The sequence below is a fragment of the Arenimonas sp. genome (assembly GCF_044353605.1).
In the GTDB taxonomy this organism is placed as follows: domain Bacteria; phylum Pseudomonadota; class Gammaproteobacteria; order Xanthomonadales; family Xanthomonadaceae; genus Arenimonas.
Genome location: NZ_JBILBO010000011.1, coordinates 19057 through 33302, shown reverse-complemented (window position 1 = coordinate 33302; position 14246 = coordinate 19057). Strand labels below are relative to the sequence as shown.

Annotated in this window: 8 protein-coding genes and 1 riboswitch; of the genes, 1 reads left to right on the top strand and 7 read right to left on the bottom strand. The window is 60.0% G+C overall.

Annotated elements, in window-relative coordinates:
• Positions 1 to 120: 120 nt before the first annotated feature.
• Positions 121 to 2358 (bottom strand): nitric-oxide reductase large subunit, encoded by a 2238-nt coding sequence (locus ACIQ1A_RS07530; protein WP_395770449.1) that lies wholly within the window; start codon positions 2356 to 2358, stop codon positions 121 to 123.
• Positions 2359 to 2436: 78 nt separating this feature from the next.
• Positions 2437 to 3183 (bottom strand): helix-turn-helix domain-containing protein, encoded by a 747-nt coding sequence (locus tag ACIQ1A_RS07525; protein ID WP_395770448.1) that lies wholly within the window; start codon positions 3181 to 3183, stop codon positions 2437 to 2439.
• A gap of 115 nt (positions 3184 to 3298) precedes the next feature.
• A riboswitch (TPP riboswitch) is annotated at positions 3299 to 3387 on the top strand.
• 33 nt (positions 3388 to 3420) lie between these two features.
• On the opposite strand from ACIQ1A_RS07525, the gene thiC reads away from it, so the two are divergent.
• Entirely contained in the window at positions 3421 to 5280 is a 1860-nt protein-coding gene (gene thiC, locus ACIQ1A_RS07520; RefSeq protein WP_395770447.1) for a phosphomethylpyrimidine synthase ThiC, read from the top strand.
• A gap of 3 nt (positions 5281 to 5283) precedes the next feature.
• Here the strand turns inward: thiC and ACIQ1A_RS07515 are convergent, their stop codons facing one another.
• Genes ACIQ1A_RS07515 through ACIQ1A_RS07495 form a run of 5 tightly spaced genes read right to left on the bottom strand, consistent with a single transcriptional unit; the run spans position 5284 to position 14086 of the window.
• Positions 5284 to 5784, bottom strand: coding sequence for a GNAT family N-acetyltransferase (locus ACIQ1A_RS07515; protein WP_395770446.1), 501 nt, complete (start codon positions 5782 to 5784; stop codon positions 5284 to 5286).
• Positions 5784 to 7304: a 4-alpha-glucanotransferase gene (gene malQ / locus ACIQ1A_RS07510; RefSeq protein ID WP_395770445.1), complete on the bottom strand. Its 1521-nt coding sequence runs from the start codon at positions 7302 to 7304 to the stop codon at positions 5784 to 5786. Before malQ ends, ACIQ1A_RS07515 begins: the two co-directional genes overlap by 1 nt.
• Positions 7301 to 9409, bottom strand: coding sequence for a glycogen debranching protein GlgX (gene glgX / locus ACIQ1A_RS07505; protein ID WP_395770444.1), 2109 nt, complete (start codon positions 9407 to 9409; stop codon positions 7301 to 7303). Before glgX ends, malQ begins: the two co-directional genes overlap by 4 nt.
• Positions 9406 to 11583 carry a 1,4-alpha-glucan branching protein GlgB gene (gene glgB / locus ACIQ1A_RS07500; RefSeq protein WP_395770443.1) on the bottom strand — a complete coding sequence of 726 codons (2178 nt, stop codon included), beginning with the start codon at positions 11581 to 11583 and terminating at the stop codon, positions 9406 to 9408. The genes glgX and glgB overlap by 4 nt, the downstream gene beginning before the upstream one ends.
• Entirely contained in the window at positions 11576 to 14086 is a 2511-nt protein-coding gene (locus ACIQ1A_RS07495) for a glycogen/starch/alpha-glucan phosphorylase (protein ID WP_395770442.1), read from the bottom strand. Before ACIQ1A_RS07495 ends, glgB begins: the two co-directional genes overlap by 8 nt.
• Positions 14087 to 14246: the final 160 nt, after the last annotated feature.

Sequence of the window (14246 nt, the reverse complement as noted above, 5' to 3'; positions counted from 1 at the left end):
TAAGATAGTAATTACTTACTATCTTATGCTATTAAAGATAAAATTGCAAGTGTGGCCATTCGGCAATCCATAAAAAAAGGGCCGCTTGCGCGGCCCCGGGGAGGCGATTGTAGCGTTAATTTACCTTTTGGGAACAACCCAGAGACGAAGTACGAACCAGGCCAGAAGTACGGCGCCAATCGAGAAGATCGTATCGCCGGGTACGCGCATCCAGATCAGCAGGTCGATGATCGGCCGGCCCATGAATTCCGCCGAGCGTGCATACCAATACCCATGTTCAAGTGCGGCATTGAGTTGCAGCAGACCCAGCGGCAGCAGCGTCAGCAGAGCCATCAGACTAAGACCGATGTTCAGCGTCCAGAAACTGTTGCGCAACAGCTTGCCATTCCATTCGACATCCGGTTTCAGTCCACGGATACAGAACAGAAGTAGGCCGATGCCGAGCATGCCGTATACCCCGAAAAGTGCAGTATGTCCATGCAGGGGGGTCAGATTAAGACCCTGCATATAGTAAAGAGCCAGCGGGGTGTTAATCAGGAACCCGAATAGACCGGCGCCGACAAGATTCCAGAACGAAACCGCAATGAAAAACATGATTGGCCACTGGTAACGCGCCATCCACGGCGTTGCCTTGCTGTGTGACCAGGTTTCATAGGCTTCAATGCCGATAAGTGCCAGAGGGACGACTTCCAAGGCAGAAAACGATGCGCCGAGCGCGACCACGGCGGTCGTGGTGCCGGTGAAGTAGAGGTGATGGAATGTGCCCAGAATGCCGCCCGCCATGAACACAATGGTGGCGAATAGGACATTGATGGTGGCGGATTTGCCGCGAACCAGTCCGAGTTTGACGAACAGGAAGCTCATCACCGCCACTGCAAATACCTCGAAGAAGCCTTCGACCCACAAGTGAACAACCCACCAGCGCCAGTACTCAACCATCGACAGATGGGTATGCTCGCCCCACATCAGACCGGCGGCATAAAACATGCCGATAGCCACGGTGGACAGAAACAATAATCCGACGATGGATGACATTTCGTCCTTGCGGCGCAGCGCCGGCCATAATGCACGCCCCATCAACAGCAGCCAAACCATCAGTCCGACAAACAGGAAAGCCTGCCAGAATCGACCGATATCGACGTACTCCCATCCTTGATGTCCGAACCAGAAGTTGTTGGCCAAGCCGAGCTTCTGCATCACGGCGAACCATTGACCGGTGAAAGCGCCGACCACGATGATCAGCAGACAGGTGAACAGGAAGTTGACACCAGCGCGCTGGAATTTCGGTTCAACACCAGAAATGGCCGGTGCAATATATAAACCGGTGCCGAGCCAGGCCGTGGCAATCCACAAAACAGCAAGCTGGGTATGCCAGCTTCGTGTTAGCGAGTAAGGTAGTACTTCGGCCAGATTGAAACCATAAAAGTTCTGGCCTTCAACCTGGAAATGTGCAGTAAAAGCACCGAGCAGAATTTGCACCAGGAATAGTGCCAGAACCACCCAGAAGTACTTTGCGGTGGCCTTCATCGAGGGTGTAATAGTCAATCCGCGTAACGGATCGGTTGCGGGCGGTGTCGGCGAACCTTCACGTCCGTGATAGACCGCGTAATGCCATCCGAGCAGGGCAATACCTGCAATCATGAACAGCACACTGAATACCGTCCAAAGGAAGGTGCTTGATGTGGCCTGATTTCCGACGGTCGGGTCATACGGCCAGTTATTCGTATAGCTAACCTCTTGACCGGGACGATTGGTTACCGCCGCCCAGGATGTCCAGAAGAAGAAAGCACCCATTTGCCGGCGGTGCTCAGCCGTATCGACCGTGCCTTCCTTCATGGCATAGGTTTCACGCAGGGAGGCTCCGGCTGGATCACTGCTGAATACCGATTCGTAATGGTTGGCAACCGTGGCGATGGCTTCGGCACGTTCCTCACTGATGGTCAAGGTCCCCGTGGCGACATCGAAGCGATTGCTACGGATATCCGGCTGGAGTTCAGCCTTGAGTTTGGCCTGTTCGCCTGCGCTGAGTTCGCCGAAGTCCTTACCATATTGAGCCTTGGCGCGCAGGTCCAGCCAGGCTTCGGATTCCCTGTGTAACCAGTCCGCGCTCCAGTCTGGTGCGACTAATGCCCCATGTCCCCATATTGAACCCAGCTGTTGACCGCCAATGCTCTGCCAGACTGTGCGTCCGGTCTCGATATCACTGCGGGTGAAAACCGTCTTTCCGCCTTCCGATACAATCTTTTCGGGGATGGGTGGCTGCTGGCGGTGGATTTCACCCCCCATCCAAAGCAATACGCCGAAGCCGATGGTCAAAAGCAACCCCAGCCCGATCCATAAACGTTTCGTGGTATCCATGACACAGTCCTCTCATTAGGGATGCGTCATGGTCTCCTTTCAGCCGAGGTGGCCGCATTGATGTAGGTCAAGCTGAAATCAAATGCGCAGAACCGGCTTGGCCAATGCTTCCAGCTCAGCGCGTTTGGCGAGATGAAATTCGCGCCGATCCACTTCAATCAGGCCGCTATCCTGCATGCGACGCAGTACCCGGCTGACCGTCTCAGGAGCCAGACGCAGGTAGTTGGCCATATCCGTCCTATTCATGGTCAGCAGCAGATGGCTCGCTGAGAAGCCACGTGCAGCGTAGCGCCTTGAAATCGAAATCAGGAAAGCCGCCAAGCGTTGTTCGGCGCTGTAATCGCCAGCCAGCAGAGAAGCTTTGTTGATATCCTGACTAAGAAGTCGAAACAGATGCGCCTGCAGGCCCGGCATTTTTCCGGCCAGAACCGCCATTTTTGGGAAAGAAAACCGGCAGAGCATCACGGTATCCAAAGCCACCACATTACAGGGGTATTTGTTTTGGTGAATGGCATTGAGACCGACGACTTCTCCAGGCAGAAAGAAGCCTAGAACCTGCGCATCGCCATTGCTGTCAATTACGGTGGTCTTGACCGTGCCTGCACGGACAGCTGCGATAGCTTTGAAATCATCGCCTTCGCGGAAAATCACATCCCCCTCATGGAAAGGACCGATGTGCTCAACAAGAACGTGCAAATCCATCAGCGCCGACTTGTCATAGCCCTCCGAAAGGCAGGCCTGAGAGAATGCGCAGGTGCTACAGAATTTCAGGTGGCTGCCATCATCGGCCGGCGCCGGTTGCTTACGGTAAGGCGTATAGTTCACGATCGACACCACGCAAATCTGGATTTAAAGCGGAGACGGCGGTTTGTCGACGGTTTTTGCATACGCCAATTATAGCCAAGATTGAGGCGTAAACTGCCACTTTATGGTCTAATACGCACTCAAGCAGGGGTGCCGGACGGCTGAGACATACCCTTAGAACCTGATGCGGTTAGCCCCGCCGGAGGGAGCTTCGGACTCGATCATCGGGCCGCCTGCGTTCATTGCCCGAGGATTTCCATGAACGCGCAACTCAATCCGCTGCAACAGCAGGCCCAGACCCTTTCCGAATCGGTAACCGCGCCGATTCCCGGCTCCCGCAAAATCCATGTCGAAGGCTCACGTCCGGACATCCGCGTGCCGATGCGCGAAATCGCGCTGTCGCCGACCCCGAAACTGTTCGGTGAAGACCTCAACCACCCGTTCTGCGTATACGACACCTCCGGTCCGTACACCGATGCCGGCATTGCCATTGATCTTCTCAAGGGCCTAGCGCCGGTGCGCGCGGCTTGGATCGCCGAGCGTGGCGACAGTGAAATCCTCGGTGGTCTGAGTTCCGAGTTCGGCCGCTCCCGTGAACACGATACCGCGCTCGACGGCGTGCGTTTCGGCAACCGGCCGCCACCGCGGCGCGCACTGGCCGGGGGCAATGTCAGCCAGATGCATTACGCCCGCCGGGGTATCATCACCCCGGAAATGGAATACATCGCCATCCGCGAAAACCAGCGCATCGATGCCATCAGCGAAGCGCATCTGCTGCGCCAGCACCGTGGTGAAAATTTCGGTGCCAGCATTCCGCAGAAAATCACCCCCGAGTTCGTACGCAGCGAAGTAGCGCGCGGACGTGCGGTGATTCCGGCCAACATCAACCATCCGGAATTGGAGCCGATGATCATCGGCCGCAATTTCCTGACCAAGGTCAACGCCAACATCGGAAATTCGGCGGTGTCTTCCGGCATCGCCGAAGAAGTGGAGAAGTTGGTCTGGTCGATCCGCTGGGGCGCCGATACGGTAATGGATCTGTCGACCGGCAAGAACATCCACGAAACCCGCGAGTGGATATTACGCAATTCGCCGGTACCGATCGGTACCGTGCCGATCTACCAGGCATTGGAGAAAGTCGATGGCCGCGCCGAAGAACTGACCTGGGACATCTTCCGAGATACCTTGATCGAGCAGGCCGAGCAGGGCGTGGACTACTTCACCATTCACGCCGGCGTCTTGCTGCGCTATGTGCCGATGACCGCCAGGCGCGTGACCGGCATTGTCTCGCGCGGCGGTTCAATCATGGCCAAGTGGTGCCTGGCGCACCACAAGGAAAATTTCCTGTATACGCATTTCGAAGACATCTGCGAGATCATGAAAGCCTACGACGTCAGCTTCTCGCTCGGTGATGGCCTGCGCCCCGGCTGCATTGCCGATGCCAATGACGACGCCCAGTTCGGCGAACTCGAAACACTCGGCGAACTGACCCAGATTGCCTGGAAACACGATGTGCAGACCATCATCGAAGGCCCCGGACACGTGCCGATGCACTTGATCAAAGAAAATATGGACAAGCAACTACGCGAATGCGGCGAGGCGCCGTTCTATACCCTCGGACCATTGACCACCGACATCGCGCCGGGCTACGACCACATCACCAGCGCCATCGGCGCCGCCATGATTGGTTGGTACGGCACCGCCATGCTCTGTTACGTGACCCCGAAGGAGCATCTCGGCCTGCCCAACAAGCAGGACGTGCGTGAAGGCCTGATGGCCTACAAGATCGCCGCACACGCCGCTGATTTGGCCAAGGGCCATCCGGGCGCGCAGGCACGCGATAACGCACTGAGCAAAGCCCGTTTCGAGTTCCGTTGGGAAGACCAGTTCAATCTCGGTCTGGATCCGGAACGCGCGCGCGAATACCACGACGAGACCATGCCCAAACAGGCGCACAAGGTCGCGCACTTCTGCTCGATGTGCGGCCCGCATTTCTGTTCGATGAAGATCAGCCAGGACGTGCGCGAATTCGCCGACCAGCAGGATGTGGCCAAAGGCATGGCTGAGAAATCCCAGGAATTCCTGGCACAAGGTGCCGAGGTCTACCGTCCGGAATAAGCCTTATGGCCGGACCGGTGCGGCCTGTAGCGAAACCCGTTTCTTGCCGCCGTCCAGCGCTTGCGTGCCGATTTCGGCAAAACCGAACCGGTCGTGGAAGCGCCGCGACGGCTCGTTCGGTGGCTCGATGTTGTACTCGCAGGTCAGCACCGGAACACCCTGCGCACGTGCCTGATCGAACAGCGTTTCGTAGAGGCGGGTGCCGAGTTTCAGTCCGGCGTGTTCAGGGGCAATCACGATCCGGTCCACGTACAGAAACACCGGATAGCGAGCCGCGAAGAAATCATAATTGGGATTCGCATAGCCGGCGCGTTCGCGCATGGCCAGCAGGAAACCGGCCACGCAATCATCGACGGTGATCACCCAGTTGCAATTCGCCATCGTCCGCAATTCTTGAAGCCGCAAAGCATCCATCGCACTGGTGTGCTGAACGGCAACATTATTCAGCGCCAGAATCGCGGACGCATCGTCTGCGCCGGCATTGCGGATGCGGATATCCGTCATCAGGGCAATGGCAGTAGTGCGACCGGCGCCCGTCCGCTGGCGGCGCTGATGAGGCCGAGCACGCGTGCCGGCTCGCTGCCCAACCAATCCCAGTGGAAACGCCAGGTCCAGTTGTGTGCGCCGATGGTGCCGGGCACGTTCATCCGGTGCGTTCCATCCAGGCCGAGTACGTCCTGCAGCGGAAATACCGCGATATTCGCCACTGAATTGCAGCAGGCACGGATCATCGCCCAATGCGCGTTATCGGCATCGGTGGCCAGATAACTGCCGGCATAGATGCGCTCGCGTTCACTGGCCGAATCCCACCAGCCGCGCACAGTGTCGTTGTCGTGAGTGCCGGTATAGGCCACGAAATTCCGGCCCCAGTTATGCGGCAGGAAATCGTCGGTACCGTCGGTGCCGAAGCCGAACTGCAGGATTTTCATGCCCGGAAACGCGAAGCCGTCACGCAGCGCGATCACGTCCTCGGTAATCAGGCCGAGATCTTCGGCAACGATCGGAAGCTTGCCGAGCGTACGCTCGATGGCCTCGAACAGGGCCTTGCCCGGACCGGGAATCCAGCGGCCCTCTTCGGCGGTCGGGCAGCTCGCGGGAATTTCGTAATAGCCGGCGAAGCCGCGGAAGTGGTCAATGCGAAACACGTCGGCTTGGTTCAAGGCCCGTTTCAGGCGCGCGCTCCACCAGGCGTAATCCTCTTCCGCCATTTTTCCCCAGCGGTAAAGCGGATTGCCCCAGCGTTGTCCGGTCGGTGCCATCGCATCCGGCGGACAACCGGCGACCACGGTCGGCTGGAAATGCTGATCCAGCGTGTACAGGTCCGGACGCGACCAGCAGTCGGCGCTGTGGTGGGCGATGAAGATCGGCAGATCGCCCATGATGGCGATGCCCTTGCCGTTGGCATACTGCTTGAGTGTCGCCAGCTGGGTATCGAAACACCACTGCACGAACGCCCAGAACGCGATTTCATCGCGCAGACGTGTGCGCGCTTCGGCCAGTGCGGACGTTTCGCGACGGCATAATGCCTCCGGCCACTGCCACCAGGCCTTGCCGGCATTTTCGGTTTCCAGCGCCATGAACAGCGCATAGTCATCCAGCCAGGAGGCTTCGCGGCTGCGCCATGCGGAAAACGCCGCCTGTTCACTGGCATTGTTCTTGGCCACAAAGCCGGCGAATGCGGCGCGCAGCTGGGTCAGGCGCCAGGGCACTACTTGTGCGAAATCGACGCGCAATGCGTTGAAACCATCCTTCGGCATTTCCGGTTTGTCCAGCCATTCGGCCATCAGCAGAGGTTCCAGTGCGACCATCAACGGCGAACCGGCGAAGGCCGACACGCTCTGGTACGGAGAATCGCCGGGGCCGATTGGCGTGGTCGGCAGCCATTGCCAGATTTTCTGTCCGGCCGTTGCCAGCCAATCGACGAACCGGAACGCATCCGGTCCGAAGTCGCCGATGCCGTTCGGGCCGGGCAGTGAGGTGACATGCAGCAGTACACCGGCTTGGCGTTGTTGCAGATCGATCATGGATGAAACTCCTGTGCAATTTGGGCGCGCGCGAGAATGAGCAGAGAGTGCGCGGGAACGGTGACATGATAAATCGGTTCGTGCGAGGCTGGAGCTTCCGGCGTCGTGGTATCGAGCACAATCCGCCACGGACCGTGCGCAAGCCGGACGCTACGCTCGACATCCTGCGGGTTGAACACGACGCAGGAATCCGGCACCGCTTCCGCGCCGTCCTGTACTTGGCAGGCGAACACGCTATCGCTGCGGTCGTGCCAGTCGTGCAGCTGCATGCGTTCGCCGGCCGCGCTGTACCAGTGCAGCTGCGGTGTGCTGCCGGTATCGCCTTCGTCGGCGAACCAGCGCGGATAGCGCAGCAGCGGATTGATGCGGCGCAGTGCCGCCAGTTTCGAAACCAGCAGGGCCGTGCCCGGATCGCGGTCGCCGGCAGACCAATCCAGCCAGCCGGTGGGATTGTCCTGGCAGTAAGCGTTGTTGTTGCCGGACTGCGAATTGCCGAATTCATCTCCGGCACACAGCATCGGTGTGCCCTGCGCCACCATGACCGTGGCCAAAAGCGCGCGCCGCACGCGGATCCGGGTTTCGTGGATGGCGGTATCGGCACTGTCGCCTTCGGCGCTGAAGTTGGCGCTGACTTCATTGGCGTGGCCGTCGCGGTTGTTTTCACCATTGGCATGGTTACGTTTTTGCGTGTAGCTCACGGCATCGTTGAGCGTAAAGCCGTCATGTGCAGCGACGAAATTGACGCTGGCAACCGGTTGCCGGCCGCCATGGTGGAAGACATCGCTCGAGCCGGTGACCCGGCGTGCGAATTCGCCGCGGCTGACGCCGGTTCCGAGCCAGTACCCGCGTACCGCATCGCGGAAGCGGTCATTCCATTCCAGGAATTTTCCGGGAAAACGGCCAAGCTGGTAACCGCCCGGACCGGTATCCCAGGGCTCTGCAATCCAATGCACGCCGGCCAAAACCGGATCCTGCCGCAATGCCGTGAAGAACGGCGCCGAGGCATCGAAGCCCTGCCGGGTGCGGCCGAGCACCGGTGCCAGATCGAAACGGAAGCCGTCAACACCCATCACTTCGACCCAATACCGCAGCACATCCATCACGAACTGCGCCACACGCGGATGTACCACGCGCAGAGTGTTGCCACAGCCACTGTGATTTTCGTAACGGCTGCGGTCATCGGGCGACAGTATGTACCAGCTGGCATTATCGAGGCCGCGGAAACTTAAGGTCGGGCCGTCGGCACCGCCCTCTGCAGTGTGATTGAATACCACATCAATGACCACTTCCAGACCATGCGCGTGCAGGGTCTGCACCATTTGCCGGAATTCCTCGCGTTGCATTTCCGGTGTTTTGGCGGCGCACAGACGCGGATCCGGACAGAAAAAACCGATCGGATTGTACCCCCAGTAATTGACCAATCCTTTCTCGGCCAAGTGACGCTCGCTGAGCGCATACTGCACCGGCAGCAGCGAGAGGGTGGTCACCCCCAGTTTCTTGAAATGTGCGATGGCCGCCGGATGCGCGAGCGCCGCGAAACTGCCCCGCAGCTCTTCCGGAATACCCAGTAGCTGCATGCTGAAACCTTTGACATGCAGTTCGTACAGCACCAGATCCGCGGCGGCATGCCGCGGCCGGTTGCCGCTGCCCGGTGCCAGCCCTGGATCGACCAGCACACGGCTTTTCAGCGCACTGGTGCCGTTGTCGCAGGCGTCGACAAGGCGGTCGCCTTCTGGGTGGTCGCGCAGGCATCCGTGATGTTCGTCCTGCCAGTCGAAATGGCCCTCGATGGCGCGTGTATAGGGATCAAGCAACAGCTTGTTGGCATTGAAACGCCTTCCGTTTTCCGGCCGGTAGTCGCCATGCGCGCGGTAGCCGTAGTGCAGTCCGGGCGTCGCGCCCTCGAGGAAGCCGTGGAAGATGCCGTCATCCGGACCATGCAGCCGGTAGCGTTTGAGTTCGGTTGCGCCGTCATTGGCATACAGACACAATTCAACGGCTTGTGCGCGTTGCGAAAACACCGCGAAGTTGATGCCGCCATTGCCGGCATGCGCGCCCAGTGGCGCATCCCTGCCTGGCTCCAGTTGCTCGGGCAGCGCATTCATGGCGAGGGCACCAGAAACACGGTCGACAGCGGCGGCAAGGTCACCATCAGTGAACGGGCGTGACCGTCGGAGGCGATGTTTTGGATTTGCAGCACGGCACCGATGTTGCCGGCATCACTGCCGCCGTAGTGGTGTGAATCGGTGTTCAGCGCTTCCTGCCAACGCGCTGCCACGCCTTCCGGAAGGCCGATGCGGTAACCCGGCCGCGGAACCGGCGTCATGTTGGAAAGGACGATCACGGCATTGCCGTTACCGTCAGAGCGCAGCCAAGACAGCACCGAGTTATCGGCATCGCCGCCATTAAGCCATTGGAAGCCTTCGGGCTCGCAGTCCGTGGCATGCAGCGCCGGCTGGTCGCGGTACAGCGTATTGAGATCGTGGACCAGGCGCTGGATGCCGGCATGACGTGCATCCTCCAACAGCGACCACGGCAGGGCCTGATCATGATGCCATTCGGTGGGTTGTGCGAATTCCTGACCCATGAACAGCAGCTTCTTGCCCGGGTGGCCCCACATGAAACCGTAATAAGCGCGCAGGTTGGCAAAGCGCTGCCAGTCATCGCCCGGCATCTTGGCCAGCAGCGAGCCTTTGCCGTGCACGACTTCGTCGTGCGAAAGCGGCAACATGAAATTCTCACTGAAGGCATACACCAGACTGAAGGTGATTTTGTCGTGGTGCCAACGCCGGTGTACCGGATCTTCATGCATGTACTGCAGGGAATCATTCATCCAGCCCATGTTCCATTTGAAATGGAAACCCAGACCGCCGGCATGCACCGGTGTGGTCACGCCAGGGAATGCGGTCGATTCCTCGGCAATGGTGATGGCACCGGCACTGCCGCCGATTTCGGTATTGATGTGCTGGAATAGCGATATCGCTTCCAGATTTTCACGGCCACCGAAGGCGTTCGGCAGCCATTCGCCGGACTTGCGTGAATAGTCGCGGTAAAGCATCGAGGCGACCGCATCGACGCGCAGACCATCGACGCCCCAGCGCTCGATCCAATAGCGGGCGCTGCCGCTCAGGAAGTTGCGGACTTCATTGCGCCCGAAATTGTAGATGGCGGTGTTCCAGTCGTGGTGCCAGCCCTCGCGCGGGTCGGCATATTCGTAAAGCGCCGAGCCGTCGAACTGCGCCAGACCATGGCCGTCGATCGGAAAGTGCGCCGGCACCCAGTCCAGCAATAGCCCCAAGCCATGTGTGTGGCAAGCAGCGACAAAGCGGCCGAAGCCCTCGGGCGGACCGAAGCGGGCACTCGGCGCGAACAGGCCGAGGGTCTGGTAGCCCCAGGAACCGTCGAACGGATGTTCGCTGATTGGCATTAGTTGCACATGGGTGAATCCCAGTGATGCCGCATACGCCGGCAAGGTTTCGGCCAGTTCATCCCAGCTTGCGAATCCACCATCGGCGCCCTTGCGCCAGGATCCGGCATGCACTTCATACACACTGATCGGCGCGTCACGTTGGTTTGCAGCGATGCGTTCTAGCGGTAGCGCGCTCGGTTCCGGCAATGCCGCGACCCGGCTCGCGGTGCCCGGAGGCAGTTCTGCAGCACGCGCATAGGGGTCGGCCTTGGCCGGCAACAGGCCACCATCGGCGGCAGTGATTTCGAATTTGTACAGATCGCCGAGGGCGGCATGTGGAATGAAGATTTCCCAGACGCCCGCAGCATGACGTAGACGCATCGGGTGCCGTCGGCCATCCCAGGCATTGAACATACCGATCGTACTGACACGACGCGCATTCGGCGCCCAGACCGCGAAACGCACGCCATCAATGTCATCAACACGTTGCAGGTGTGCACCGAGCACGGCGTAGGGTGCAGGGTGGTTGCCATCGCGCAGCAGCTCAAGATCGCGCTCGTCGAGTTGCGGCCCGAACGCGTAGGCGTCGGCCAGCTCGGTTTCGCCATGTGGCCAGCGGATGCGCAGCCGGTAGGCGAAGGGTTTACGGCGGCGCGGAACAGCGCCTTCAAACAGACCATCGGCGTGGCGCATCGGGAGATGGCAAAGCGGTTTTCCAGTTGCTGCATCGATGACGCTGACCTGCTCCGCGCCCGGCAGCAGGGCTCTCAACCAGAGCCGGCCATCGGCATCGGCATGCAGACCGAGCACGGCGAAGGGGTCGGCATGACGCGCCGCAAGCAGGTCGGCGGCGTCACGAGCCTCAAGCATGCGGTGTGCCGGAAGCCAGGCTGTCTGCCGACCAGACCCGCGTGACATACTCGCGGATGGTGCGGTCGGCGGAGAAGCCGCCCATGCCGGCGATATTGCGGGCGACCGCGGCCTGCCAACGTGCAGGTTGTGCGTAGAGGGCATCCACGCGCTGCTGCGCGGCCACGTAGTCGGCGAAATCGGCGAGCAGGAAGTAGCGGTCGCGTCCGATCAGATCATCGATCAGGGCTTTGTAGCGTGTCGGTTCGCCGGGGCTGAATACGCCGCGGCCAATGGCGTCGAGCACGGCATGCAAGGCCGGATTCTGCTGGGCGATCCACAGCGGCAGATAACCGAGGTCGCGCAGTTTTTCGATGCCGTCGGCGCGGTGACCGAAAACGAACACATCCGATTCGCCGATGGCTTCCGCCATTTCGATGGTGGCACCATCCCAGGTGCCGATGGTCAGCGCGCCGTTCAGAGCGAACTTCATGTTGCCGGTTCCCGAGGCTTCGGTGCCGGCGGTGGAAATCTGTTCGGAAAGATCGGCCGCCGGAATGATGGCTTCGGCCAGGCTGACACCGTAATTGGGCAAGAACACCAGTTTCAGCCGGCCCTGCAGACGTTCATCGGCATTGATGACACGGCCGATATCGTGTGCCAGGCGGATGATCTGCTTGGCGGTGTGATAAGCCGACGCGGCCTTGCCGGCGATGATGACCGTCCGCGCCTGCCAGCCCTTGCCATCCGGGCCGGCCGGATCGGCGAGCATGGCCTGGTAGCGGGCGACCACATGCAGCAGATTCAGCAACTGGCGTTTGTATTCATGGATGCGCTTGACCTGCACATCGAACAGCGAACGGCTGTCGACGCGGATGCCGGTTTCGCACAGGATGCGTTCGGCCAGCCGCGCTTTGTTGGCGAATTTGATGAGACCCAGACTCTGGCCGAGTGCCGGATCGTCGGCCTGCGCACGCAGGGCTTTCAATCCGTCCAGATTACGGCGCCAGTCCTTGCCGATGCGGGCATCGAGCAGCGTGGACAGACCGGGGTTCGCCTGCTGCAGCCAACGGCGCGGAGTGACGCCGTTGGTGACATTGTGGAAACGTTCCGGGAACAGTCGGGCGTAGTCCGCGAAGATGGTATCGACCATCAACTGCGAATGCAACGCAGCCACACCGTTGACGCGGTGCGAAGCGACCACTGCCAGCGCCGCCATGCGCACATGACGGACGCCGCTTTCATCAATCAAGGAGACACGCTTGGCCAGCTCCTCGTCGTCCGGGAAGCGTGCGCGCACATCGGCCAGGAACCGGTAGTTGATGTCGTAGATGATTTCCAGATGCCGCGGCAGCAAAGACTCCATCAAGGCCACCGGCCAGGTTTCCAGCGCTTCCGGCATCAGGGTGTGATTGGTGTAGGACACGGCCTCACGGGTGATGCGCCAGGCATCGTCCCATTTCATGCCATGGTCATCGACCAGCAGGCGCATCAGTTCAGCCGGCGCCAGCGCCGGATGGGTATCGTTCAGATGGATAGCGTTGTGTCGTCCGAGCGAATCGAGCGTGCCGAATTCGGCCAGATGGCGCTGTAACAGATCCTGCAGCGAGGCGCTGACAAGAAAGGCCTCCTGGCGAAGCCGCAGTTCGCGTCCGGCACCATGACTGTCATCGGGGTACAGCACCCAGTTCAGGGATTCGGCTTGCCATTCCGGTTTTGCCGCCGCGGCATAGTCTCCGCGCACGACCGCCTGAAAATCCACGGCCTGCGCGGGCAGAGCCTGCCACTGACGAAGTGTGGATACCCGTGCACCATGATGTGCCGGGACGATGAAATCGAAAGCGCGCGCACGCACACGTTCGGCCGGCACCCACTGCCGGCCACTGCTGCGGTCGGTTTCCAGACGGCCGCTGGTACGGGTGGACTCCACCCGGCCGCCAAATCCGATGCTGTATTCGATGGCGGTACGTTCGATATCCCAAAGCCCGCCATCGCGTAGCCAATCATCCGCGGTCTCTACCTGTACGCCATCCGGTGTGGCCTGTTTGAACATGCCGAAGCGATAACGCAGCCCATAACCGAAGGACGGCAGTTCCAGCTCGGCAAAGGCATCCAGAAAGCAGGCTGCGAGTCGGCCGAGGCCGCCATTGCCAAGCGCGGCATCACTTTCACCTTCCAGGACATCGGTCCACTCGATACCTTGCTCGGCCATGATGCTGCGGAGCAGGGGTTCGATTCCGAGTGCCGCCAGGGCATTGCCCAGCGCCCGCCCCATCAGGAATTCCATGGAGAGGTAATGTACGCGCCGGCAGGGGGCCAGTTTGCCGCGAACGGCATCGGCTTTCTGGGTGTTTGCCCAACGCGTCGCCAGTTCGTCACGGCAGGCTTCCGCTGCCATGCGCAATGCTGCACGCGCATCCAGAGGCCCGGGCTGTTGCGCGGCAAGCAGCTTGAAGCGGGTCAGCACCGCGTTTTGCAGGGCGTCACGGGTGTCGGTATCCAGCGGGGATGTCGTGTCATTCATAAGTTGGCAGGCGGGCTGTTCATTATTGTGGGAATAACGCCACGCCGGCGTCATTGAAACCACAGCCAGTGTAGAAGCCATGCCCCTGTGGGGCAAGGAAAATGCAAACGTATTCATGACCTCGGATTGCAGGTAAGTCCATGAAAAAAGGTGTATTACT